This window comes from Clostridioides sp. ES-S-0010-02, from assembly GCA_020641055.1.
Lineage (GTDB): Bacteria > Bacillota > Clostridia > Peptostreptococcales > Peptostreptococcaceae > Clostridioides.
In genome coordinates, this window is the sequence record CP067345.1 from 2,747,369 (window position 1) to 2,774,348 (window position 26,980).

The following is a 26,980-nucleotide window of genomic DNA, read 5'->3' on the forward strand; positions in this document are numbered from 1 at the left end:
TTACAAATTTTTTATTACTTTATATGGAATTACAAATTCTACTGAACCCATATAACCAGGTGCTACTTCAAACTGGTCAAAACAAATTACAAGGTCTTCATTTTTATTAAAATAGAAATCTTGATATTTATTTATTGTTTTAAAATCTTTAACAGGAGAATCTTTCCCCTGATCTATAAAATATGATTTTGTGCTGTCATTTTTCATTTGATTTCGCATTTGTTCTTTTATATTATTACTAATAACTTTTACATATTTATCATCCTTAAAAAGCATAGGTAAAGTTAAAACTATTTGTCTTTTTTTATCAACATTATAATGTATTTTGCTCACATATGATGATGCTTCTATCTCATTTTTTGTCATTTCTATTGATAGAAAATCTTTAGAATTATTTTTAACACTATAACTTAAGCTTAAATACTTATGTTCCTTATTTTTTGATAATTCTATTTTTTCCATTCTATTTTGAAATTCATCATAAAGCCTCTTTCCATCTTCCATAAAACTATTATTTAATCTCTTCTCTAAATTTTTATCTTTTAAACCTTGTATTTTAGGAATATCAATTTTAGCTTCATAGTTTTCGTTTTTTAAACTATAATTTTTTATAGTTACTACTTTTACTAATCCTCCAATTATAGGTAATTTAGAAAAGTTATCTGCAAATACAGGGCTAATATTTACTAATACTATAAACATACAGGCTGAAGCCATAATGACTTTAAATCTCCATTTATTTATCTTTTTATTTTGTTCGCAATATATATCTTTTATTTTTTTATGATTTATTATAGTATCTAGTTTCTTTGGTATTGGAATTTTATGATACTCATCTCTTAACTTATCTAACCTTTCTTTGTTCGTCATTCTTTTTATCCCTACTCTTCAATTTTTAATTTTAATTTTTTTAAAGCAGTGTATAACCTAGTTTTAACAGTATTCACATTTTCATCCAATATTATTGCTACTTCTTCAATCTTTAAATCCTCAAAAAATCTCAATATTATAATAGATTTATATTCAATAGGTAATTCTTCTAATGCTTTTTTTAAGTCTAAATCAGTATACTTATCACATTCTCCTGTCTCATCTATAAGAGTGATATCTGTCATATTATTATATTTGCGGTTTTTTCTAATAAAATCTATACTCGTTCTAACTAGAATTTTATAAAACCATGTTTTTATATAATTTACTTCTTTAAGGTTTTCTACTGAATATAGAGCCTTATACATGGCTTCTTGAACCACATCTAATGCGTCCTCTTCATTTTTTGTATAACTATATGCAATTCTATAAAAAGAGTCTTTATTATCGATAATGTATCTCTCAACTTTCCTTCTCTTTAAACTCTTAAACATTCCTGTAAAATCTCCCTCCGGCTACAGGCTAGGATTGAGTTTTTATAGATTCTATCTCTCTACTTTTGCACTTTCATTCAATTTTTTTATGTGCTCAATATATTTTTCGTTTAAAATAGATTCTCTTACTAAACTCTGACACTCATTAAGACTTTTTTGTCTTTCTCTTTTATCAGTAACTTTGACTATATGATATCCATAACTAGTTTCAAAAACACCTGAAACCTCATTTTTCTTTAATTTGAATACTTTTTTTGTAAATTCAGCATTTTTATCATTCTTTGAAAAATATCCTAGCTGACCTCCATTTTTTCCAGTCGCTTTGTCATCTGAATATTTTTTAGCCAATGCTTCAAAACTTTCTCCATTTTTGATTTTAGTCAATATACTCTCTGCCTCTTTTTTTAAAGCTTCTTTTTTATCCTTACTTACTTCTTTTTTATTTTTGTCTAAAGTTGATATCAATATTTGAGAAGCACTTACTTCTTCTACGTTAAAATCTTTTTTATGATTTACATAATAAGATTCCATCTCAGCATCACTTATATTTATTTTATTTTCAAAGGCTTTTTTACTTTTGTCTATGGCTAAATCTCTAGATATTTCTTGCTTTAAATATTCCTTATCTACACCTGCTTTGTCCATTTTTTCTTTATAGCTTGTATTCAAATTCATTTCATTTTCTAGTTCTTGATATTTTGAGTCTATCTCACCTTTACTTGGAGTTAATCCTTTATCCTTAGCCTCTTGATATAAAAGTTCATTATCCACCATAAACGATATTATAACATTTTCTAATTTATTTCTACCTTTTTTATCTAAACTTTTTTCCATTTCATCTAAAGATTGACCATTTATATAACTGTTAGTAGCAGATAATACTGCCTTTGTTTTTTCATATTGCGCCTTTGTGATTTCTACATCATTCACTTTAGCTAAACTTTTATTACAACCAACCATCATTAAAGATAGTACTCCGACCATTCCTACACAAAGTTTTTTATTCAAAACACTTACACCTCACTCATTTTTTATTTTCAATTTTTAAAACTCTTAATCAACATTTTTTATTTTTACTATTCCAAATTACGTAACCAATAATTTTTTGGTATCTGATTTTGCTCTACTGCTGCAAATTCATAGCCTTCATCTGATAAAAATTTTAAAATTGAATCTAAAGCTTCTGCACTTTGTTTTTTCTCATGCATTAAAACTACAAGTTGATCCTTATCTTCACCTTTTCTATTCTTAATATGAGCTTTTACATTCTGTACAATTTGTGCAGAATTAGATTTCCAGTCTTCAGTATCTAAATCCCAATCCCAAATTTTATACCCTGCATCAACTAAGGCTTGATATGAAGCTTGTGGAGTATATGGTTTACTTCCATAAGGAATTCTTATTACTTTTGAATGTTTACCAGTTATACTATAAAGAGTCTGATCATTCGTATCAAATTCATCTTTTGCTGATGTACTAGTAACATAAAGTTTATGAATATCATGAGATACACTATGAAAACCTGCTGTGTTCCCATTTTTAATTATATTTTTAACTTGCTGTGGATATTCCTTCATATTTCCATCTATCATAAAAAAAGTTGCTTTAACATTATACTTATTTAAAGTTTTTATCATTTGGTCAGTAAATTTAGATGGACCATCATCTATAGTTATGTATGCTACTTTTCCAGAACTTTTACTAGGCCCTTTACTAACTTCTGCTGATGTATTAGATATTATATCTGTAATAGTAGAACTTGATAGTTTAGCATTTCTACTAATTTCATCTTCTTTCATGTTCATATAACTAACTCGTATGCCAATTATTATAAATGCTAAACAGACTACTATAGCACTTAAAAGCAAATACAATCTCTTTCTATTTATTTTTTTCTTTTTATTTCTCATCGTTCGACCTCCAATATTACTATATTTTTACATTTATATTTTTGTAGTATTTTAGAATCAGAATCTACACTACATATATATAGACGTTGAACTTCGACAAAAAGTTTTACTTAATTTTTAAAATTTGTTATTTTGCTGATTATTATGCTGTATAATTTCTGTATAATTGTATAGAATGTTGAAAATTGAGTATTATATAGTGTTTTTTACAATTAATACTAGTTAAAATGTCGTTTCTAATTTTTAAAATTTATAATTTTTTTTCTATAAAATAGAAATTTAAAATAAGAAATATATTAAGAAAATAATATTATTTCTTGTTTTGACCTTATATTTTATATATTCATATACATTTGTTTTTGTTATTAAATAAAAATTTATAAACTTGTCTACAAAGTGTTATACTTTATAGGAAACTTTTTACATTACAACATAATAATTTGTTACAATATAAGTATTAGTTGTATAAAAATTCTAAAAATATTATTGGGAGGTATTGTTTATGAAGGTAATTTCTTTAATTGAAAATATTTCTGGCTCCAAAAACTTAAAATCTGAACATGGTTTATCTTTATTTTTAGAAATTAATGATAAAAGATATATATTAGATACAGGAAAAAGTGGAAATTTTATAGAAAATGCTAAAAATTTAAATGTTGATTTATTAAATTTAGATGCACTTGTAATATCTCATAATCATTCCGACCATATTGGTGGTATAGATAAATTTTTTGAAATTAATAAAGATATTGACGTTTATATAAAATCTCAAGCTAAATTATATGAATATTTCTACCATAACGAAAATCAGCAAGAAAACTACTATATAGGAAATAGAAAGGGCTTATTTGAAGATTTTAATAAAAACTTTATTTGGATAGATGATTTTTACAAACTTAGTGAAAATCTTTATATCTTCTCTGATAAAAACAATAATAAAGATTTCTTTTGTAGAGATAAAAATCTGTTAAAATTTAAGGACAATATGTTTATTGAAGATGATTTTAAACACGAATTATTCTTAGTATATGTGGATGGAGACTATGTATCAATAATAAGTAGTTGTAGTCATAGTGGAATTGTAAATATCGCTCATACTGTTAAAAAATACTTTCCAGATAAATCAATTAAGTTTATTATTGGAGGATTTCATATGGATAATTTATCAAAACAAGGTGGACTTAACTGTTCTACAGAATACATAGATGATGTCATAAAGGAACTTAACACAATTGGTTTTCAGAAAATATATACATTCCATTGTACAGGATTAGTTGCATTTGATTACATGAAAAAATTACTTGGAGACAAAATAGAGTATTTTAAGACAGGTGATTTTTTAGAGGTGTAATTATAAAAGCTAAAAATAAAAAAATAAAATCCCAATCTATCTACGTTATAGATTGAGATTTTATTTTTTATATAATCATAAAGTATTTATAAACTAGTTAGACTCATTTTTTGTTTTCTTAGTCATATAAGCATACACTGGCAAGCCTATAGCTGTTATTATAAGACCTCCAACAGATATCATAGTAGTTTTCATACCCGCGAAGCATAATTGATTAACTACGACAAATATACCACTCACTATAGCTATTATTGGAACAATTGGATATAGTGGTACTTTGTATTCTCTTGGTATATCTGGGTGAGTTTTTCTAAGCTTCATTACCCCTATAAATGTCAATACATAGAATATCCAAGTAGCAAATACTGCTAAATCAGTTAATAAATTAAATTGACCTGATAAAGCATAGATAGCTGCAAGAACAGATACTAATACTATAGAATTTGCTGGAACTTGAGCAGAATTTAATTTAGAAAATACTTTATATTTAGGCAAAGTTTTATCTGTTGCTAAAGTATAGGCCACTCTTGAACCAGTTAATAAGAATCCATTTAATGCTCCAAATACTGAAATTAATATACCTACAGATATTATTTTTCCACCTATTGAACCAAATATAACCTCAGCAACTGCTGATGCTGGTGAAGCGTAATTAGCTAGCTCACTAGCTGGTAATACCCAAAGATATGCTAAGTTTATTACAAAGTAAACAGCCATAACCACTGATAATCCACCTATTATAGCTTTTGGAAGGTCTTTTCCTGGATTTTTCATTTCTCCAGCCAAAGTACCAACATTCATCCATCCATCAAATGCAAATAATATAGCAATTAAAACTTGACCTATTACACTTCCTAGACTTAATCCTTCACCAACCATAGGACTAAGTATTGGATTATCTCCACCGCCTTTAATAAATCCAACAATCATTATTAATATAAGTGGTATTAATTTACATATTGTAGAAATTGTTTGTATAGCTCCCCCAGTTTTTGAACCCAACATATTCAGCCCTGCAACTATCACTATAATTCCAATTGCTATTGGAAGTAATAATGATGAATTACCAATTAAAGCTGATGCTTGCTCTCCAAATATGACACCTAATGCTGCCATCATCCCAGGATAGAATAATACAATTTGCATCCATCCAGTTAAAAATCCCAATTTATCTCCATAAATCTCTTTTATATATACCATCATTCCACCAGTTTTGGTATTGCAACTGATACCTCTGCAGCTGTAAGACCAGCTGTTATAGTTATGATTCCTGCTATTAACCATGCCAATATGCCAAGTCCTGGAGCTCCTCCAGTTAATGTATAAACTGCCTGCGGTTTAAAAAATACACCTGCTCCTATTACTGAACCTACAACAGTTGATAATGCTGCAGATACACCAAGAGTCTTTTTTAGCTCACTATTTCCCATTTTTTTCCTCCTATTTCTTCCTATTTAATTTTAATTTCATAGTTATATAAGCATCTACTATGCCAATATTATAGAAAAATAGTTTTTATTATTTATTAAGATAAAATAACATATGCTAAACTTTTGTAAATTTTAATTTTTAAGTAAAATTAAAATTTTTTAAAAAAATTATAAAAATTAAAAATCCCAATATGATGATACATTCTTCATAACAGTTAAATTGTTTTACATTTCAATATCTATTTATCTATTAGAATAGATTCTATCCACAAGTAAAAGTTAATTTAAACCTTTTGCAATAAATTTTCACCGTTTTCAAAAACATTTTATTATATTTTTGTAATTTGTATTTTATTATTAATGTTTTTGACTAAATAGTATCACTTTTATTTATTTTATAGCTTGTTTTATAGTAATAAATAATTTAACAATTTATTATAACCCAAATTAAACCATAAATCAAAACTAATATTTTATTTTTTAGTAAAAAATAAAATATTAGTTTTGAAAACGTTTACTTTTTATTGAAATTTATATCTATTTCATCTTAAAACATATCCTTTTTCAGCCCATATTATTCAATATGAAAATTAATTTAAAATTATTTTTCTTAAATATTAATTATATAATCATATTTTTTCTAAAATAAATAATGTATTATAATCGTTTTATTGATAAATTGTATACATAATAAACTTAAGTAAGAAACCTGTGATTTTCCTCTATAATATAAAACAGAAAATAAGAAAGTATACCGTTTTTTTTTAAAAACGGTATACTTTCTTATTTTCTATCAATCTATTTTTATTCTATTTTCTTCTTTTAATTAATTCTTTTTTTATTTCATCAATTTCAACACCTTTTTCTATCATTAAAACCAATGTATGATATACTAAATCACTAATCTCATAAATAAGTTCACTTTTATCTTCATTTTTTGAGGCTATAATTACTTCACTGCTTTCTTCTCCAACTTTTTTAAGAATTTTATCTAAACCTTTGTCAAATAGATAGTTAGTATAAGACCCCTCAATAGGATTGTTTTTTCTTTCATTTATTAAATCATATAATTCTTTTAATGTATTTTTTTGTACTTCAAAGTCAATTTTATCAGTATCATCAAATAAATCTCTATAGAAACAAGAGTAATTACCTGTATGGCAAGCTACACCTGTTTGTTCAACTAAAAGTAATATTGTATCTACATCACAATCATAAGAAATCTTGACCACTTTTTGAATATTTCCAGATGTCTCACCTTTAACCCATAATTCTTGTCTACTTCTGCTAAAGTAACAAGCTATTTTGTCTTTTAAAGTTTTCTTTATAGACTCCTCATTCATATATGCTAACATCAATACATCTTTACTTATTACATCCTGAACAACAGCAGGAACTAATCCTTTATCATCAAATTTTACATTTTTTATAAATTCTTCAAATTTTTCACTGCATACATTATTACATTTATCATTCATTTTTCCAATCTCCTTATAGATATTTAATTTATAATCTTACTTCTACACCCATTTCTTTTAAATACTTTTTCAAATCCTTTATTTTTATCTCTCCAAAATGAAAAACAGATGCTGCTAAGATTCCATCTACATTAGATTCTTTGACTGCTTCATAGAAATCTTCCATTTTCCCAGCCCCTCCAGATGCTATAACAGGTACATTTACTAAAGATGTTATTTTTGACAGTAACTCTATATCGTATCCATTTTTCATTCCATCTTCATCCATACTATTTACAACAATCTCTCCAGCTCCAAGTTCAACACCTTTGACTGCCCATTCAATTGCATCTAAATCTGTTTTCTCTCTACCGCCTTTTACATATACACTCCATGAACCCGCTTCATTTTTTTTTGCATCTATTGATAAAACTACACATTGTGCACCAAACTTTAGTGAGGCTTCTCTTATTAATTCGGGATTTTTTACTGCTGATGAATTTATAGAAACTTTATCTGCACCTTTTCTTAAAATATTAGTAAAGTCTTCTAATTTATTTACTCCTCCACCTACACAAAATGGAATATTTATATTTTCTGCAACTTTAGATACAAATTCCAAAGATGTCTTTCTTTCTTCATTTGATGCAGTTATATCATAAAATACAAGTTCATCTGCGCCACAGTCACTATAAAATTTTCCAAGGACTTCTGGACTATCCACATCCACTATATCTGTAAATTTTTTCCCTTTTACAACTCTTCCATTTCGTACATCTAAACATGGTATTATTCTTCTAGTAAGCATAGTTGTTGAGCCTCCTTAAAGTCTATCTTCTTATCATAAAGTGCTTTACCTATTATTGCTCCATATAAGTTCATATCTTTAAGTTTTTTAATATCTTCAATAGAAGTCACTCCCCCAGAAGCAATAACATTTAAAGATGTCTCTTTTGATATTTTTTCATATATATCAAAGTTTGGACCTTGAAGCATACCATCTTTTGATATGTCTGTATAAACAATCGTCTTTACTCCTATTTTTTCAAGTTGTTTACATAAAGTCAGAGAATCTACATTGCTTACAACTTCCCAACCTCTAACCGCTACCTTTCCATTTTTAGCATCAATTGAAATAACAATTTTTTCTTGATATTCATTAACCAACTCTTCAACTAACTCCATATTTTCAATTGCGATACTCCCAAGTATCACTCTAGTAACACCTGCTTTTATTAAACTTTGAACTTTCTCCTTATCTCTAACCCCTCCACCTACTTGAATAGGTATTTTTATATTGTTTGCTATATTTTCAATTGTTTTTGTATTTACACCAAATTCACTTCTAGCTCCATTTAAATCTACTATATGTATATATTCTGCACCTTCATTTTTCCATTTATATGCTACTTCTAATGGATTATCATAATATACATTTACTTTGTCAAAATCACCTTGAGTTAATCTTACACACTTGTTATCCTTTATATCTATTGCTGGAAATATTATCATTTTATCATCTCCCCATATGCTCTTAATATATTTAAACCTACTTCTCCACTTTTTTCTGGATGAAATTGTATACCATATACATTATCTTTTCTAACTATTGCTGGAATCTTCTTCTCATACTCTGAAAACGCAACAAGTTCTTCATTTGATGAATTTGCATAATATGAATGAACAAAGTATACATAGTCATCTTCTTTAATATATTTAAGAATATCATCATTTTTCTTATTAAATTTTAGATTATTCCATCCCATATGTGGAACTTTTAAACTTATATCCAGTTTATCAATGCTACCTTCTATAAGACCTAACCCTTCATATTCTCCATATTCATAGCTTTTTTCATAAAGTAATTGCATGCCTAAACATATGCCTATTAAAAACTTTCCCTTTGACACATGTTCTTTTATTATTGGCACCAAATCTAGCTTATTTAAAGCATTTATAGAATCTCTAAAAGCTCCAACACCTGGAAGTATTAGTGAATTTGCCTCCTTTATTTCATTTAAATTGTTAGAAATTTTAGTTTCTATTCCAGCCTTCTTAAAACCTCTAGATACAGAATCTATATTTCCTAGACCATAATCTACTATTATATTCATTTTATAAGACCCCCTTTGAAGATGCTATTTCATTGGAAATTACTTCGCTACCTTCTTTCAATGCTCTTGCAAATGCTTTAAAAATACTTTCTATTTTGTGATGGTCATTTTCTCCATACAAAAGATTAATATGTAAAGTTACTCTAGATTCATTTACAAAAGCTCTAAAAAATTCTTTAAAACATTGAGTACTCATACTACCAATCGTTTGAGTATCAAACTTTGCATTAAATACAAGATATGGTCTGTTGCTTATATCAATAGACACCATGGATAAAGATTCATCCATAGGTATGTAGATAGTAGAATATCTTCTTATTCCTTTTTTATCCCCTAAAGCATTTTTAAATGCCTCTCCTACAGCTATACCTATGTCCTCCACACTATGATGGTCATCTACATATATATCTCCTTTACAAATAATCTTTAAATCAAACTTACCATGAAACGCCATTAAAGTAAGCATATGGTCTAAAAATCCAATTCCAGTATCTACCTCAACTTTTCCAGTACCATCAATGTTTAGTTCTACTAAAATCTGTGTTTCAAGTGTATTTCTTTCTATCTTCCAAACTCTCATACCTAATTCTCCTTTTGAAAAATATCTTTTATAGCATTTGCAAACATAATATTTTCTTCTTTATCACCAATTGTAACTCTATAATAATTTTCTAGTTTTCCACTAAACTTTCTTATTAGTACTCCTCTATCAATCAGCTTTTGTGATAAATTTTCTATCTCAGAGTAAAATAATATAAAGTTTGCTTGTGACTCATACGCTTTGATACCCATATCAATTATTTCTTTATACAATTTTGCTCTTTCTTTTTTTACTTCATCTATATAGGACTTAACTACTTCTTTATTTTTCAATGCTCTTGTAGCAATGAAATCGGACAATGAATTTAAGTTATATGGAGGTCTTACCTTCTCAACAGAGTTTATCAAACTACTATTAGATAGCATATATCCAGTTCTTATCCCAGCTAATCCAAATGCCTTTGATAGAGTTCTAAGAACGATTAAGTTTTCATACTCAAAAACATTCTCTAACATGCTTTCTTCCCCAAAATCCATATATGCTTCATCTAAAACTACTAAACTGTTAGTTGAGTTTAAAAGTTTTATTATGTCTTCTCTTTTAAGTATTGCCCCTGTTGGATTATTAGGATTACAAACAATTACTATCTTTGGATTATTTTCTTTTACTGTTTCAATTACATCATCTATATTTATAACTAAATTTTCATCACTCTCAACACCTATAAACTTTGAACCATTTATCTGACTGTATATAGAGTACATGCTAAAACTTGGAGAAAAACTTAATATTGTTTCATCTTTATCTACAAAAGTATGTATTATCAAATCAATTATTTCACTTGAACCATTTCCTACTAAAAGGTTTTTCTTACTTACTCCAGAAATATCTATGTAATTTATTATAGACTCTTTTAAATCGCTATAAGAGTCTTCAGGATATAAATTTAAATCTATATCGCTATCTCCAAGCTCTTTAACAAGATACTTGAACAACTTTTTATTTCCTTCATTTGCATCAAGCTTTACCTTACAATTTACATGATTTGGTTCGTATCCCTTTAGTTCTCTTATACTTTCTTTTTCTCTCAATCTAAACCTCTCCTTGTCAATTTTAATTATATTTTAGTTATCAATTTCCTTAAACAAACGAATTATATTTTGAATTTGTTCATACTTAAATCTATAACTAGCTCTATTTGATATAATCCTAGCGCTTATATCGCATATATCTTCTAATATTTCAAGTCCATTTGCTTTAAGTGTATTACCTGTCTCAACTATATCAACAATTACATCTGATAAGCCTACTATTGGAGCTAGTTCAACAGAACCATTTAGTTTTATTATTTCAATTTTTTGACCTTTTTCTTTAAAGTATTTTTTTGCTATATTTGGGTACTTTGTTGCCACTTTTAAATATTCATCTTTTCTATATATGCTATCTCCCTTTAATCCTGCTACTGCAAATTTACACTTTCCAAAACCTAAATCATATATTTCATATACATCTGTTTCATTTTCTAAAATAGTATCTTTCCCTGCTATACCAAGGTCAGCAACTCCTTTTTCAACATAGGTAACCACATCTGATGGTTTTACATGTATATATATGATTTTATTTTTTTCATCTTTAAAAATTAACTTTCTTGTATCAGTATCTATACTGTCTCCCAAGCCCATTTTTTTAAATTTTTTAAATGATTCCCCTTCTATTCTTCCTTTTGCTAGTGCTATAGTTAAATAATCCAAAATAATACCTCCTTTTCAATCTTACTTATATACATACTTCATTAGCTCATCAACACTTAATGTAAATCCAATAGCTGGAATTTCTTTTCCATACTCTTTAGTTAGAGAATCATATCTTCCACCGCTTAGAATTTCTTTATATGAGTCTGGATAGTATCCTCTAAACATAACTCCTTCATAATAGTCAAGCATTGTAATCATTGATAAATCAAATCTAGCTTTATCTAAAAAATTACATTCCTCAATTAAATCGTTTATTTGTTTTAACTCTTCAAGTGCTTGTTTCATCTTATCATTACAATAGAATTTTTGCGCCTTTTCAATAACATTATATAGATTACCTTGAAAACTTAAGATATTTGATAATAATTCTTTTACATCATTTTTAATTTTTAAATCTTCAATATATACTTTTAATTCATGGTTATTTTTGGTATATAATAAGTTTTTAATTTGATTTTCACAATTCTTATTCAATTTTAATTCCTCTAATAATCCATTAATATATTTACTACTCCCAACTTCCAAAATGAAATTATTGTTGTACTTTTCAAGTATCTTAAGGGCCAATTTTACCACTTCTCTATCTGCTTCTACAGAAGATTCTCCTAAATACTCACAACCTATCTGTCTTATCTCTTTTATTCCAACTGTATTCTTATTTTTATATATAGATGAATTATAAAAAAGTTTAAGTTTTAAACCCTCTTCCCATCTTGGTATGAGGCTTTTTATTATACTTGTAGTTATATCAGCTCTTAACACCATTACTCTTCCATTTACAACCTTTACCATAGATTCTTTTGGGATTTTACTATTTATATTTGTAAATTCATCATATTCTTCAAATAATTGTGGTTCTATTTGAAAATATTCTTCATCTAAGAAAAGCCTGTCTATTTCTCTTTTTAATTTGTATCTTTTTTTAGAATAAATAACCTCATCTTCAATTCTTAAAAATTTCATACTCTCACCCTTTTCATTAAAATTACTCTTACATTTGCAAATTTAAAACAATAAAAAAGCCATATAGGCTTTATACCTATATGGCTATAATTTTCTTTTAAAATTACTTCCCATCATAGATACAAGACCAATTACACTAAAAACAGGGCTTGTGTCTATGAATCAATTTCATATTACAATCCCTTTAATCTATGATGATGGTGATGATTTAATTTTATATTTAATTTTTCTACATTTAATCTCACCATGATAATTTCCTCCCAAATATTTTTTATTAATATTCTAAATTTACAGTTTTTTTATTACTATTAATAATAATATACTTTTCAAAAATTGGCAATAGTTATTTAAAAATTTAAATAAAATATTTTATATGATTTTTTATTTGTACAGTTAGATATTTAATCTTTACTTAATTTGGAAGTTTTGTGTATAAAAAATGAAATTTCGGGAAAAATTGTAATAATTAAAAAAAACTTATTAAAATATAGTATAATAAGTATATCTTAATGTAAAGGGATGATTTTATGTATAAATATGATGACTATGTAAATTTAACAAATGATTTAGATTTGCCTGTAGAAATTAGAAATAAATGTGTTAGAATTGTTAGTGTGTCAGAGAATTTAGAGGATATAATTATAGTACATAAATTCAAACTATATGTCGTAAATGAGAAATACATTAAAGGAATTATGGAATAGACATTTTGAATATGCTATTTTTATAAACAGGTTATTATAAATATAATTGTATTTATAATAAGGAACTGTCTTATAGTAGAAGATAGATTCTATATAAGACAGTTCTTTTTATTTTCTTCATTGTAGAAATTTTAGTATCAATTAACTGGATTCTTAAACTATAAAACATACAATAAAACAGCTAAAAAGTGGAATAAAGAACCTAACATAATAAAAATATGAAATATCTCATGAAATCCAAATTCAGGACTTATGTTTGGCTTCTTAATAATGTAAATAACTGCACCTATAGAGTAAGATACACCTTCTATTATTAATAAGTTAAGACAATCCTTAGGAATTGAATTAAATGCATTTATATCAAAGACAATTGCCCACCCCATAAGTAAATATAGACTTGTAGACAACCATCTAGGTGCATCCATCCAAAATATTTTTATTACTATACCAATAAATGCAACTATCCATATTGCTGTAGTAAATATTATTCCCTCTTCTTTTTGCATAAAATATAAGCATATTGGTGTATATGAACCAGCAATCAATACATAAATCATTGCGTGGTCTACTTTTCTGAAAAATAATTCTTGTTCTGGTGTACCTTTTAAAAAATGATAATATGAGCTTGCACTATAAAGAGCAATTAATGATAATCCAAATACAGACACAGACACTATCATCAAAAAAGAAGTTTGTTGTAAAGATATAGATTGAAAAATTAAAATTATAGTAGCTATAAGAGATAAACAAGCCCCTATAAAATGAGTTAAACTACTTATTGGGTCTCTACCCTTTAAAAAAAATTGATACATTTCGTCCTCCTACAATTATGTATTTTAAAAATTACATTTTATATATAGTTTTTAATACTATATTATAAATTTAATTATACCACTTTATATATCTTTTGCAACCATTAATATTGTTTTATTTTCTAAATTAGTGTATTATAAATATTATGGAGGTAACATATGATGAACAATGAATTAAATACCATAATACTGGAAACGCTAAATAATACAGATATAACTTCAAATGATATTCCATCTATTGACCTATATATGGATCAGATTATTTCTCTAATTGACAGTAAACTTTCTGCCAATAAAAGATTTGAGGATGATAAAATTCTCACTAAAACAATGATAAATAATTATAGTAAAGAAGGATTAATCAAACCAATTAAGGGAAAAAAATATACCAAAGAACAAATCTTACAAATGATAATCATTTATTCTATGAAAAATACACTTACAATACAAGAGATTAAAAGAATCTTAAATGGTGTATACGAAAAAGATGATTTCAACGGAGAAGATTTAGTGGCATGTTATGAAAAGTTTATATCAATAAAAGAAAGGCAAAGAAATAATATGCCAAACTTTATAGAGTCTAATTTTGAAAATATCAGTATTAATCCAGAAAATAAAGGTGATTTATTGATAGCCTTACTAAGCCTAACTTCAATGGCTGACCAATTAAAAAGTATTTCAGAAAAAATAGTAGATACTTTTTTCCAAGATACTCCCAAAAAATAATTTTAATAAAGTAAGACTGAAAATAAATATTAAAATACAATACAGCTTAAATTAATCATTATTGTATACAATATAATTTTCAGTCTAAATATTAATACTTTCTATTTTTAACTCTTTCAAGAATCTCCATATCTAAAGTTTACAAATTTAATTTTATTCTATTTAAGTTTTGACAATGTGAACAATTCAAATTAACTTGAATTTGTTTATACCCTATGAAAACGGCTTGTTTAAGTATACCAGTGCCATCATCTATCATCACTACATTGTCTTTTATCTCTACATGGAAATTATTTTCTTGATTACACCAATAACAATCATACTTCTCATTACTTTTTTCTTCTCGCATGATTTTCGCCTCCTTCAATATAGGTTTCTACATTAAGAGAGGTTTTTCCTTTATATTTTCAATAAAATAAAATATTATAACTAAAACTTCATAGAATCTACTATGCCTTCTATTTTTTCAGATGCTTTTTCTATTGCACTTTGTCTTTCTTCTTCACTAGTTCCAGTTCCATCTACTAATAATTCATCAAATTTTTTGATTCCTATAAATTTCATGATACTTTCCACATAATTTACCCCTTTATTCATAACTGGTTTTAGTACCCATGGTATATGTCCACCTGAAGATTGTATATATACCATACTTCTATCAATATCATTCAGTATTCCTTGTGGTTTATCATCACCTTCAAAAGATATAGTTTTTCCATCTTGAATTATACAATCTATATATTCTTTAAGTGGTGCTGGAAAAGATAAACTCCACATAGGTGCTGCTATTACATATACACTTGCACTCACAAATTGGTCACAAAGGCTTCTAATTTTTGCAAGTTCTTTTCTATCCTTATCATCTAATTGCTTAGCGGCTTCTTCGCTGACTATACTATTTCTCTTTTCGAAGTATTGATATTCTAGTCTTGGTATATGCTCTTTATAAAGATCTATTTCTTCAACTTCAAAATCCTTATTTTTTTCTATAAATTTATTGATAAACTTTCTTGCTACAGTTTTACTTGAAGATAAATCTTCTGGTTTTGAATTCACATTTATATATAATAATTTTTTCTTCATAAGCTCACTCCTAAGATTATTTTTATATTATTATTTCACAAAAATAACCATTCTATTCTGTAATTAAATTATAAAGTTAATAGAAATATATTTGTTAAATAATCTTAAAAAGTAAATTGATAGAGTACAGGAATAAAACATAATTTATTATATAATATAATTTTAAATATTTTAAAATTCTAATCAAGAAATTACCTATAGTATTTTAGGTTCCATAAAGTTATGTAAATTCCTCTCAGAGTTTCTAATTTCAATAAAAAATGGTATAGTGCTTTAACACTATACCATTAAAATTATTAAAGTATTTTTTAATACTTCTTCTTCCATTTTGCGCTTCTTCCCCTTGCAACAACCTCTATCTTATCTTGTTTTCTTAGATTATTAAAAACTCTATTTATAGTAGGTTCTGGAATATCAGGACACAAGTCCTTTATATCTTCTTTTGTAAAATATCCAAGAGTAGAATTTATTATTTTTTCTATTCTACTAGTTTTTGTCTGTCTTTTCTTATCAGATACATTTAAACTGTCATCTAACTTCTTATATGCAGTCAATATAGTTTCTAAAAAATATTCAATCCAAGCATTCATATCTGATTTTTCATTCCCTATAGATGACTTCAAATAGTTTAAGTTACTATAGTACTCATATGAACTGTCATCAAATATTTTTCCTAAACTTATATATCTTCCAACTTCATATCCATTTTTGTTTAACAGCAGTAGTATAAGTACTCTTGCCATTTTTATATTACCTTCTTTAAATGGATGTATCAAGATGAAATCTAACACAAATGCAGAAATTAATATTAATATATCAATTTCATCCTCATCTATCAATGTATTATAAGCTTCACATATTTCTTCTACAGCTTTTTCAACCTTATTAACACTTGCATCAACATTTATGAAGTCACTATTTTTTAAATTATATTCAAAGAATCCACTTTCTGATTTATAGCTTCCCCCTCTGGTAGATGAAAATTTATATAAGTATCCATGAAGTTCAAGAATTGTTTGCGAGCTTATTGGTATACTCTCATAAGCACTATTAATAGTTTTTACTACATCTCTGTATTCAACAATACTTAACTCTTCTCTACTTTTAGGTGTGACTTCATTGCTTATTAATTTTTCTAAATTAAAAGTATTACTTTCTTTTTGATTTCCAATATATGTAGATTCCGAACAATCTACTAAAGATTTTTTTTCTAGACTTTCTAAAATTTCTTTTGGTTGTTTTTTGTAAAGCAGTTGTCTACCTTTATACTCATTTATCTTAGACAACATTTTAGCTACATTCATGTTTACATACATATTTTTTAATTTGCTTTTTTTTGTAAATTCCATAAAATCACTCCATAATTAGAATTTCTCTTCTTTTTGACAGCGGTTTTATTTTATCATATAATTGTATTTTTTACAATTTTTTACTTATTTATCTGAAATTATACTTTTTATTCAGTTGTTATTTCACTTAAACGTTCACTTTTAGGTGTATATCTTTTCAACTCTCTAAATACTACTACACCTGTAATTACTGTGGCTATAAAGTCAGATACTGGTTGAGCTGTCCATACACCCTTTAAACCTAAGAATGTAGGAAGAATTATTACTGCTGGTATCAATAAAATTACCTGTCTTAGAAGACTTAATAACATTGCCATTTTTGCTTTACCTATAGATTGTATAAAGTTTGTTCCTGTAATTGATAAACCTACAATTGGTAACATAAGTAGGTATATTTTTAAACCATCTACAGATATACTCATAAGCTCAGGGTCTTTATTAAATATCCCTATAATTGCCTCTGGGAAAAGCATAATTACTACCATACCCATGCATAAAATTATAGTAGCTACTACTAATGAACCTAAGTATGCTTTTTTAACTCTATCGTATTTTTCAGCCCCATAGTTAAAACCTATAATGGGTTGCGCTCCCTGATTTATTCCAAAGATAGGCATTAAAAATACCATTGCTATAGAAGAAATTGTAGCCATAGCTCCTATAGCTAAATCTCCACCATGAGTTTTAAGTGCAATATTTGATATTACTTGAACTAAGCTTGCTGCAAGTTGCATAGCAAATGGTGACATTCCTATTGCAAATACTGCACCTACTAATCTTTTATCTAATTTTAAATGAGATTTACTGAATTTTAAATTTGATTTTCCACTTATATAGTAGCCTATAGTTAAAATAGCTGTAAGAGCTTGAGAAGTTACTGTAGCAATTGCAGCTCCTTGTATTCCCATATTGAATCCAAATATTAACATCCAATCTAAAACTATATTAGTTAGGCATCCTATTATCATTATTCCTGCTGAAATCTTAGGGCTACCGTCAGCTCTTATTGAGTGATTTAAAGAAAAGGATAGAAGATTTACTATTGTTCCTAATAAGATGATATTTATATATGTCTTTGCATATATTAATGTATTTTCACTTGCTCCAAATAATGTAAGTATTTTATTTGCAAATAATATCCCAAGTACCATTATTATAATTCCTGTAACTACAGCTAATGTCATTGCATTTCCTATAAGTTTCCTTGCATCTTCTACTTTACCTTGCCCAAGTTTTATCGATATAGTTGTCGTTGTTCCTATTCCTATCAACATACCAAATGCAAGTATTATTGTCATTATTGGCATCGTAACACCAAGACCTGTTATTGCAAGTGGTCCAACCCCTGGTATGTTCCCAATAAAAATTCTGTCTACCACATTATATAGACTATTTACCAGCATACCTATTATTGCCGGTATAGAGTATTTCAGTAGTAATTTACTGATTCGTTCCGTTCCTAATAATTGTTGATTATCCATCAAGTCTCCTCCTTCTTCTAATATTTAATTTTCCACATATTACAAGGGAGGTGCATATGCCCTCCCTTAATATTAACTACTTTTTAAATATTAATTTTCTATAATATATATTATATACCACTTTAATCAAAAAACCAAACTTTTCTAATATAAAATTTCTTTAGTAAATGAAAATAAAGTGAATATATACATGAGAGCACTAATAATATACCCCAATTTTTTAAGTTAAAACTATTGTTTAGTACACTATTTAAAAAGAGTAAAGAAAATATGCTATTTACAATAGCTATGATAAAAGGTACAAAAAATAGTATACCTATCTCTATACTAACAATCTTATTCATATTTTTAAAAGATAGACCTATTTTTGATAGATTATTGTACTTAACCTTATCAAAAGGTTCATCTGTGTATAGTCTAAAATACAAAAAACTAAGAACTGCCATAAACATAATAACACCTATGAAAATACCCATAAATTGAAGAATTTTACTTTGTTGTAACTCAGCTAAATACATATCTGGTAAGGTTAAAAAATATGACTTCATATCATTTCTATCTAGATTAAAATGTTTTTCTTTTAATGCTTCAGTTATATCAGCACTATTTTGCCAGTTTTCATAATCAAATCCATGAAAGTTTATTTTTGAAAACTTACTTTGTATATTATTATATAAATTATCATGTATAACTATAATTTTACTAAACATACCTGTAGGAAAAATTATCCTATCTGTTGATTCTTTTATCTTTATGTTTACATTTTTTATCTTATAAGCTTTAATTTCTTTTAAAGAATTTATATGCTCTTTAGAATTATATCTAGGAACTATAATGCCCTCATCTATCTTTAGATTAATTTTATCTAATCCCAATTGTTTTGATAATTTATTATAGTTACTCATACTTAATAATACTTCATTATTATATTCAAGCATAGGAAAACTTAATTCCTTATAATCATATTCTTTTATTGTGTTTCTAATTTCTTCTAAGTCTTCATATTTTTTGTTATTATTGTCTTCTGAGAAATATGAGTAAACCATTGGAAAATTATTTTTAGAGGATTTACCTTGTGAAGTTACAAGCGTTAAAGTTGTTGTAAATGCTACTAAAGTACCAGATAAAAGTATTGTCATTAAAAACAATAATCGAGAATTATCTTTCATCTTATATACTAAATTACCTATAAGCAACATATTTATTTTGTTTTTATAAAACTTCTCTCTATTTTTCATATGCTTTAATATTAAAATCGTAAACTGAGAAAAAAATAAAAACATTCCTAGAGTAATCAACAGCGCTATCATGTACATATCACCATTTATATTTAACTTATTACCAAATAGTATCATAGCATATCCTGTCATAAGACATGATATACCAAGTATTCCAAATAATTTTGAAGGTTTTATATCTTTTTTAGGTTTCTTTGTGCCTACTAAAAGTTCAAAAATATTATTTTTGTTTAACAATTTTAAGCTAAGTGGTCCTGTTATCAAAAATAATAACATAAAAGATATAATTGTCATTAGTATCGCTTTTATTGGAAAGTAACTTTCTGTCAAGTTCATATAAAATATTTTACCTAAATACAATAAAAATAACTTAGAAATAGATAGCCCTAAAAGTATTCCTAACATTATTGCTAATAATCCTATTATTAAATTTTCAATCAATATCAATCTTTTCAATTGTTTATCACTCATTCCAATTATTATCATAACTCCAAAATCTCTTAATCTAGATTTTAAGAAATTTCCTAAGGAATATAATATAAAAAGCAGACTAAATCCTAATATTATTAATTCTGAAATCATAAGAGCCATAAATGCAGTAGAACCACTTTGGATTCCAGAATCCGTTATAATTGGATGAAACATAGATACTGCAAATACAAAAAATATCATTATAGAGAAAATTGAGCTTAAAAAATACGCTAAATATGCTCTAAAATTTCTAATTATATTATTATAAGCAAATCTTCCAAAAGTCACTACCTTACACCTCCTATTTGAGACAAGACAGATAGTATTTTATTGTAAAAAGAACTATTCGTGCCTGATTTCTTTATCTCTGTATATATGCATCCATCCTTTATAAAAACAACTCTATCTGAATGGCTTGCACTATATGCTTCATGAGTTACCATAAGTGTAGTTACATTTTGTTCTTTGTTTATCTTGGCAAATAACTCTAAAACATCATCAGTGGATTTCGAATCAAGATTCCCTGTTGGTTCATCTGCAAGAAGTAATGATGGGTTATTTATAATTGCTCTAGCAATTGCACATCTTTGAGCTTGTCCTCCTGAAATCTCATAAGTTCTTCTATCTAAAATTTTATCAATACCTAAAAATTCAGATATATTTTTAGTTTCCCTGTTCATTTTTTTAACATTTCTACCATCTAGTGTAAGTGGCAACATTATATTTTCACCAACTGTCAAAGTATCAATCAAATTAAAATTCTGAAATACAAAACCAAGTTGTTTTCTTCTAAATTCAGCTAATTTTTCTCCTTCTAATTTACTTGTATCCTGTCCATTTAATATAACTTGGCCTTCACTCTGCTTATCAATTGTAGATATTATATTTAAGAGAGTAGATTTGCCACTTCCAGATGGACCCATAACAGCTACAAATTCGCCCTTTTCTATACTTAAATTAATACTATCTAATGCTTTATATGGAACTTTTCCATAATATGTTTTTGATATATTTTTAATACTTAATATGTTCATTTTATATTCTCCATTACTTTTTTATTTTCACTACAGTAATATATTATCGTGAATATCCCATTTTAACCATAAAAATACCCTAACAATTAACTTACATATTTGTAAGTTAATTGTTAGGGTATCAACAAACTAATTAGTATTAATAATTAATTCAACTAAAATTTTAGAAGCTTTTCAAATTCACTAAGTACCATCGGTTTAGCAAATAAATAACCTTGAACCTTATCGCATCCTATTTCTTTTAAAAACTCTACTTGCTCATTGGTTTCTACACCTTCACATATAACTTTAATATTAATCGCTTTTGACATTTCTACTATCTTAGAGATAATAATTTTTCCACGTTTTGTATCTGTTGTTTCAATTAGAAAGCCTCTATCTAATTTTAAAATATCAAAAGGAAGGTCCTTTAATAGATTCAAGGATGAATATCCTGAGCCAAAATCATCCATTGATATAAGAAATCCTATCTTTTTAAGCCTCTTAATTATATCAATCAATATATTTAAATTATCAAATACAACACTTTCTGTTAATTCAAGTTCTATAAACTTAGGAGATATATTATACTTATTTATCAATTCAGTAATATTCTCTATAAAATTATCTCTATGTAAATGAACTCTAGATATATTCACTGAGATTGGCACAGGGTTATAACCTTTGTTTAGCCACTTTCTCAAGGTCTTACATACTTCTTCAAATACAAACATATCAATATTTACAATGAAACCATTTCTTTCAAATAAAGGTACAAAATCTACGGGTGAAATAAATCCTATATCTGGATTGTTCCATCTTATTAGAGCTTCTGCTCCTTCAATTTCATTTCCATCATTTAAACTATATTTTGGTTGGTAATATACTACAAACTCGCCTTTTTCCAAAGCTTTATTCATATTATCCTCCAATTTCTTTTCTCTATATAATCGATTTCTTGTATCTTCATTGAAAAATGAATATGAATGCTCATACTTATCTTTTTTTGTTTTTGCAGCAATATTCGCTCTATCAATTAACAAGTCAATTTTTTGTATATCATCACTTCTATTTATCTTATATATGCCACTTGACATAACAATTTTATATTGTGAAGAATTACTAGTACTTAAATTGCATATTTCATTATTTATTTTAGCTAGTCTATTTAAAAGGTCAGTATCAGTATTACAAGAAAGCAATAATATAAAGTGGTCATTATCCATTCTGGCACAAAGTTCATATTTGTTTGTATTGTGTTTTAACACATTTGCAATATGTATTAATATCTTATTTCCTTCAGTATAACCAAACATCTCATTTATGTATTTAAATTTATTGACATCCAATTGAACTAAGTAAAAATCATCCTTATAATAATTATGTAAAATATATATAGAATCTTTTTTAAACTTTTCTTTGTTCTTTATTCCACTTAAGGAATCATAATAAGCTAATTTTTTCAGTTGTTCTATTAGTGTAACATTACTTAATTTCCACAATATCAAAAATATTAATATATAGAAAAATAACTTGATTATAAAATCAATTATCAAGCTTTTAAAGTTCTTAAAGACATCACAACTTGATATTAACGTCCAATCAGTTCCTTCGATACTCGTATATCTTGCACTATATAACTTCCAATTATCCCATGATAAAAAACCACCTTGACGTTTCTCATCTATATTTTTTAAAATTTCATTTTTACTGGACCCTATAATATTTCCTTCTATACTAAACATGTCCGTCTTATTGTGGACATAGTCTTTATTTTGATGAGAAATAATGGCATAATTTTTATCTACCATTAAAAACTTAATAGAATCATCAGAATTACTTCTACTTACTATCTTATTTACATCTTGAAAATAAAAGGAAGCAAAAATAGTTCCAGTTACTTCATTATTTTTTATAATAGGTACACATATAATAAATACTTTATCTCCTGTAACCTTACTAACTGTAATGTCAGAAATCACCATTTTCTTTGTTTCTAATACCTTCTGAAAATGAGTTCGGTCTTTTATTGTCCCAACCCTTTCTCTATATGTACTTGAAGTATTCCCTTGTGCATCAGTTATTCCAAGCATAAAAAGGTTATATTGTTTTTGATAAGGTCTTAATAACTTACCTTTTTCAATTAGAGAAGTTCTGGCATCAGAAAATCTATCGTCTTGACTAAGAGCTTTTAATAAGGATGCATTGACACTTAAATAATTTTCTAATTCTCTTTTTGAGGCTTCAATCATATTTTTAGAAGCAACCTCCATAGAATTACTTGCATATATAATTGTACTTGTAAAATCAATTAAAATTAATAACATCCATAAAATTAATATATACCTAAAAACTAATCCATCAAATATTTTTTCTCTTTTTCTCATATTTAAACACCATTAATTATACTATTGTAATACATACTCAATCGGCTCTTTAATAACTTGTGACATTACTCTATGTGAATAATCCAAAAGTATTCTTTCTTTAAATTTATATGAATCCTTTATACGAGATTCATAATTTAAAACTGGCACATTTAATTTTTCAATTTTATATAGGAAAGGCCTATATTCTAATGATGGTATATTATTTTTTAAGTAATTTATACTTGCTTTATCTAAAATGCTTACATTTTCAATATCTGTTGCACTAATATATGTAACCGTTATACCAAAAATATTCTTTTTAGGTATAAGTTCTAATGTCAAGTTTGATAACTCTGATTCTGCCAACCACACATTATTTCCCCCTTATAAAATCTTTATTCGATATTATTTTACCATAATTAAACAAAATTATGTTGCTTAATAGTAAATATTACAATAGTAACTATGACTTTATTATATAATTTTTCAAAAAAATATACCAAGCTAGAGATTATTCTAACTTGGTATATTTAATTTACAAATTAAGCATTAACTTTTGCTTTTAAATATTCATCTATTGAAGCTGCTGCAGTTTTACCAGCACCCATTGCAGATATTACTGTTGCTGCTCCAGTAACAGCGTCTCCACCTGCAAATACACCTTCTTTAGAAGTTTGACCATTTTCATCTGTTATTAAGCATCTTCTCTTATTTATATCAAGGCTCTTTGTTGTAGAAGATATTAATGGATTTGGACTTGTTCCAAGTGACATTATAACTGTATCTACATCAAGTACAAATTCAGAACCTTCTATTTCTATAGGTCTTCTTCTTCCAGAATCATCTGGTTCTCCTAATTCCATTCTTATACAAACCATACCTTTAACATATCCATTTTCATCTACTAAAATTTCTTTAGGATTTGTCAATGTATTAAATATAATTCCTTCTTCTTTTGCATGATGTACTTCTTCAGCTCTCGCTGGAAGCTCTTTTTCACTTCTTCTATAAACTATATATGATTCTGAACCTAATCTTAATGCAGTTCTAGCAGCATCCATAGCAACATTTCCACCACCAACTACAGCAACTTTTTTACCAGAACTAATAGGTGTATCATAATCATCTCTATAAGCTTTCATTAAGTTTACTCTAGTTAAAAACTCATTTGCAGAAAATACTCCATTAGCATTTTCTCCTGGTATATTCATAAACATAGGAAGACCAGCTCCTGAACCTATGAATATAGCTTCAAATCCTTCATCTTCTATAAGTTCATCTACTGTTATTGTTTTACCAACAATTACATTAGTTTCTATTTTTACACCTAATTTTCTTATATTATCTATTTCAGGTTGAACAACAGCTTGTTTTGGAAGTCTAAATTCAGGTATTCCATAAGTTAAAACTCCACCTGGTTCATGCATTGCTTCAAATATTGTTACATCATAGCCTTTTTTAGCTAAGTCACCAGCACAAGCAAGACCTGCTGGTCCACTTCCTATTACAGCTACTTTTTGATTTTTCTTAGGTTCTGTATCAGATAAGTTTATATCATTTTCTTTTGACCAATCTGCTACAAATCTTTCCAATTTTCCTATTGATACTGCATCTGATTTTATTCCAAGTATACATACACCTTCACATTGACTTTCTTGTGGACATACTCTACCACAAACAGCAGGTAGTGAACTACTCTTGGCTATTACTTTAGCAGCACCTTCTATATCATCTTCTTTAATTTTTGTTATAAATCCTGGGATATCAATTCCTACTGGACATCCACCTACACATTTTGGTTTTTTACATCCTAGACATCTATTAGCTTCCGCCATAGCTTCTTCTTTATTGTATCCTAAACATACTTCATCAAAGTTTGCTGCTCTTACAGCAGGTTCTTGTTCTCTAACTGGTACTTTTACTTTTTTAGCATCCATTATTTGTTACCTCCACATCCACAATTACTATGATGATGACTATCGCCTTCTTCAAGTTTTAACATAGCTCTTCCTTCTTGAGTTTTGTACATAGATTGTCTTCTCATAGCTTGGTCAAAATCAACTAAATGTCCATCAAATTCAGGACCATCTACACATGCAAACTTAGTCTCATTTCCAACACTAACTCTACAACCACCACACATACCTGTTCCATCAATCATTATTGTATTTAAACTTACTATAGTAGGTATGTTTAATTCTTTAGTCAATTGACACATAAATTTCATCATTATCATTGGTCCAATTACTATTGCTTGGTCATATTTTTTGCCTTGATTATCAACCAAATCTTTTAATAAATCTGTAACTCTTCCATCAAATCCATATGTACCATCATCTGTTGATATGTATACATTTTTAGCTACTTTTCTCATATCATCTTCTAATATGATTAATTCTTTAGTTCTTGCACCAATTATTACATCTACATCTAATCCATTCTCTTTAAACCATTTAACTTGTGGATACACTGGAGCAGAACCTACTCCACCAGCTACAAATAGGATTTTTTTATTTTTTAATTCTTCTATATCTTCATGTATGAATTCACTTGCTTGTCCTAATGGCCCTACAAAGTCCATTACAAAATCGTTTTCTTCAAACATTGCTAATTTCTTAGTTGAAGCACCAACTGTTTGGAATACGATAGTTACTGTTCCTTTTTCTCTATCATAATCAGCTATTGTAAGAGGAATTCTTTCTCCCTTTTCATCATTTTTAATTATTATAAATTGACCAGGCTGAGAAGATTTTGCAACTCTAGGAGCCTCTATTTCCATCAAATAAATACTATCTGTTAATTGTCTCTTACTAACTATTTTATTACTCATCTCGCTATTCTCCATTCTAA

26 protein-coding genes and 1 pseudogene are annotated in these 26,980 nt (G+C 27.0%); 3 read left to right on the forward strand and 24 right to left on the reverse strand.

Annotated features, from left to right (window positions below):
- From JJC01_12830 to JJC01_12845, 4 genes are all read right to left on the reverse strand, one after another.
- The gene (locus tag JJC01_12830) at positions 1-870 is read right to left on the reverse strand and encodes a DUF3298 and DUF4163 domain-containing protein (GenBank protein ID UDN57057.1); all 870 of its coding nucleotides are present in this window, start codon (positions 868-870) and stop codon (positions 1-3) included.
- 11 nt (positions 871-881) lie between these two features.
- On the reverse strand, positions 882-1,364 hold the full coding sequence (locus tag JJC01_12835; GenBank protein UDN57058.1) for a sigma-70 family RNA polymerase sigma factor: 483 nt from the start codon (positions 1,362-1,364) through the stop codon (positions 882-884).
- A 51-nt stretch (positions 1,365-1,415) separates the two neighbouring features.
- Positions 1,416-2,348: a peptidylprolyl isomerase gene (locus JJC01_12840; GenBank protein ID UDN60177.1), complete on the reverse strand. Its 933-nt coding sequence runs from the start codon at positions 2,346-2,348 to the stop codon at positions 1,416-1,418.
- 92 nt (positions 2,349-2,440) lie between these two features.
- Positions 2,441-3,274, reverse strand: coding sequence for a polysaccharide deacetylase (locus JJC01_12845; protein UDN57059.1), 834 nt, complete (start codon positions 3,272-3,274; stop codon positions 2,441-2,443).
- 502 nt (positions 3,275-3,776) lie between these two features.
- On the opposite strand from JJC01_12845, the gene JJC01_12850 reads away from it, so the two are divergent.
- Positions 3,777-4,625, forward strand: coding sequence for an MBL fold metallo-hydrolase (locus JJC01_12850; protein ID UDN57060.1), 849 nt, complete (start codon positions 3,777-3,779; stop codon positions 4,623-4,625).
- Positions 4,626-4,718: 93 nt separating this feature from the next.
- On the opposite strand, the pseudogene JJC01_12855 reads toward JJC01_12850, so the two are convergent.
- The 9 genes and pseudogenes from JJC01_12855 to JJC01_12895 form a co-directional block, all read right to left on the reverse strand.
- A pseudogene (locus tag JJC01_12855) lies at positions 4,719-6,055 on the reverse strand (amino acid permease).
- A gap of 809 nt (positions 6,056-6,864) precedes the next feature.
- A complete protein-coding gene (locus tag JJC01_12860) occupies positions 6,865-7,533 on the reverse strand; it encodes a bifunctional phosphoribosyl-AMP cyclohydrolase/phosphoribosyl-ATP diphosphatase HisIE (protein UDN57061.1) in 669 nt (222 codons plus the stop codon).
- Between the two features lie 28 nt (positions 7,534-7,561).
- Entirely contained in the window at positions 7,562-8,320 is a 759-nt protein-coding gene (gene hisF, locus JJC01_12865; GenBank protein UDN57062.1) for an imidazole glycerol phosphate synthase subunit HisF, read from the reverse strand.
- Positions 8,302-9,024, reverse strand: coding sequence for a 1-(5-phosphoribosyl)-5-[(5-phosphoribosylamino)methylideneamino]imidazole-4-carboxamide isomerase (gene hisA / locus JJC01_12870; GenBank protein UDN57063.1), 723 nt, complete (start codon positions 9,022-9,024; stop codon positions 8,302-8,304). Before hisA ends, hisF begins: the two co-directional genes overlap by 19 nt.
- Positions 9,021-9,626, reverse strand: coding sequence for an imidazole glycerol phosphate synthase subunit HisH (hisH, locus tag JJC01_12875; protein ID UDN57064.1), 606 nt, complete (start codon positions 9,624-9,626; stop codon positions 9,021-9,023). The genes hisA and hisH overlap by 4 nt, the downstream gene beginning before the upstream one ends.
- Before the next feature lies 1 nt (position 9,627).
- Positions 9,628-10,206: an imidazoleglycerol-phosphate dehydratase HisB gene (hisB, locus tag JJC01_12880; GenBank protein ID UDN57065.1), complete on the reverse strand. Its 579-nt coding sequence runs from the start codon at positions 10,204-10,206 to the stop codon at positions 9,628-9,630.
- A gap of 2 nt (positions 10,207-10,208) precedes the next feature.
- Complete coding sequence (gene hisC, locus JJC01_12885; GenBank protein UDN57066.1) at positions 10,209-11,258, reverse strand: histidinol-phosphate transaminase; 1,050 nt, start codon at positions 11,256-11,258, stop codon at positions 10,209-10,211.
- Between the two features lie 33 nt (positions 11,259-11,291).
- Positions 11,292-11,918, reverse strand: a complete 627-nt coding sequence (locus JJC01_12890) for an ATP phosphoribosyltransferase (protein ID UDN57067.1) — start codon at positions 11,916-11,918, stop codon at positions 11,292-11,294.
- 21 nt (positions 11,919-11,939) lie between these two features.
- Complete coding sequence (locus tag JJC01_12895; protein ID UDN57068.1) at positions 11,940-12,884, reverse strand: ATP phosphoribosyltransferase regulatory subunit; 945 nt, start codon at positions 12,882-12,884, stop codon at positions 11,940-11,942.
- Between the two features lie 527 nt (positions 12,885-13,411).
- Between JJC01_12895 and JJC01_12900 the strand changes: the two genes are divergently transcribed.
- Positions 13,412-13,588: a hypothetical protein gene (locus JJC01_12900; protein ID UDN57069.1), complete on the forward strand. Its 177-nt coding sequence runs from the start codon at positions 13,412-13,414 to the stop codon at positions 13,586-13,588.
- 158 nt (positions 13,589-13,746) lie between these two features.
- On the opposite strand, the gene JJC01_12905 is transcribed toward JJC01_12900, so the two are convergent.
- The gene (locus tag JJC01_12905; GenBank protein UDN57070.1) at positions 13,747-14,400 is read right to left on the reverse strand and encodes a hemolysin III family protein; all 654 of its coding nucleotides are present in this window, start codon (positions 14,398-14,400) and stop codon (positions 13,747-13,749) included.
- A 159-nt stretch (positions 14,401-14,559) separates the two neighbouring features.
- On the opposite strand from JJC01_12905, the gene JJC01_12910 reads away from it, so the two are divergent.
- The gene (locus JJC01_12910; GenBank protein UDN57071.1) at positions 14,560-15,126 is read left to right on the forward strand and encodes a DUF1836 domain-containing protein; all 567 of its coding nucleotides are present in this window, start codon (positions 14,560-14,562) and stop codon (positions 15,124-15,126) included.
- A gap of 139 nt (positions 15,127-15,265) precedes the next feature.
- Here JJC01_12910 and JJC01_12915 read toward each other — a convergent pair whose 3' ends face one another.
- The 10 genes from JJC01_12915 to JJC01_12960 all read right to left on the reverse strand — a co-directional run bounded on the left by JJC01_12915 (position 15,266) and on the right by JJC01_12960 (position 26,960).
- Positions 15,266-15,475, reverse strand: a complete 210-nt coding sequence (locus JJC01_12915) for a hypothetical protein (protein ID UDN57072.1) — start codon at positions 15,473-15,475, stop codon at positions 15,266-15,268.
- A gap of 80 nt (positions 15,476-15,555) precedes the next feature.
- Complete coding sequence (locus JJC01_12920) at positions 15,556-16,209, reverse strand: NAD(P)H-dependent oxidoreductase (GenBank protein UDN57073.1); 654 nt, start codon at positions 16,207-16,209, stop codon at positions 15,556-15,558.
- Positions 16,210-16,517: 308 nt separating this feature from the next.
- Positions 16,518-17,558 carry a Fic family protein gene (locus tag JJC01_12925; protein ID UDN57074.1) on the reverse strand — a complete coding sequence of 347 codons (1,041 nt, stop codon included), beginning with the start codon at positions 17,556-17,558 and terminating at the stop codon, positions 16,518-16,520.
- Positions 17,559-17,665: 107 nt separating this feature from the next.
- Positions 17,666-19,039, reverse strand: coding sequence for an MATE family efflux transporter (locus JJC01_12930; protein UDN57075.1), 1,374 nt, complete (start codon positions 19,037-19,039; stop codon positions 17,666-17,668).
- A gap of 122 nt (positions 19,040-19,161) precedes the next feature.
- The gene (locus JJC01_12935) at positions 19,162-21,036 is read right to left on the reverse strand and encodes an ABC transporter permease (GenBank protein ID UDN57076.1); all 1,875 of its coding nucleotides are present in this window, start codon (positions 21,034-21,036) and stop codon (positions 19,162-19,164) included.
- The gene (locus JJC01_12940; protein UDN57077.1) at positions 21,036-21,782 is read right to left on the reverse strand and encodes an ABC transporter ATP-binding protein; all 747 of its coding nucleotides are present in this window, start codon (positions 21,780-21,782) and stop codon (positions 21,036-21,038) included. Before JJC01_12940 ends, JJC01_12935 begins: the two co-directional genes overlap by 1 nt.
- 155 nt (positions 21,783-21,937) lie before the next feature.
- Positions 21,938-24,148 (reverse strand): EAL domain-containing protein, encoded by a 2,211-nt coding sequence (locus JJC01_12945; GenBank protein ID UDN57078.1) that lies wholly within the window; start codon positions 24,146-24,148, stop codon positions 21,938-21,940.
- A 21-nt stretch (positions 24,149-24,169) separates the two neighbouring features.
- The gene (locus JJC01_12950; protein ID UDN57079.1) at positions 24,170-24,502 is read right to left on the reverse strand and encodes a hypothetical protein; all 333 of its coding nucleotides are present in this window, start codon (positions 24,500-24,502) and stop codon (positions 24,170-24,172) included.
- 170 nt (positions 24,503-24,672) lie between these two features.
- A complete protein-coding gene (gltA, locus tag JJC01_12955) occupies positions 24,673-26,067 on the reverse strand; it encodes an NADPH-dependent glutamate synthase (protein UDN57080.1) in 1,395 nt (464 codons plus the stop codon).
- A complete protein-coding gene (locus JJC01_12960) occupies positions 26,067-26,960 on the reverse strand; it encodes a sulfide/dihydroorotate dehydrogenase-like FAD/NAD-binding protein (protein UDN57081.1) in 894 nt (297 codons plus the stop codon). The genes gltA and JJC01_12960 overlap by 1 nt, the downstream gene beginning before the upstream one ends.
- Positions 26,961-26,980 lie beyond the last annotated feature (20 nt).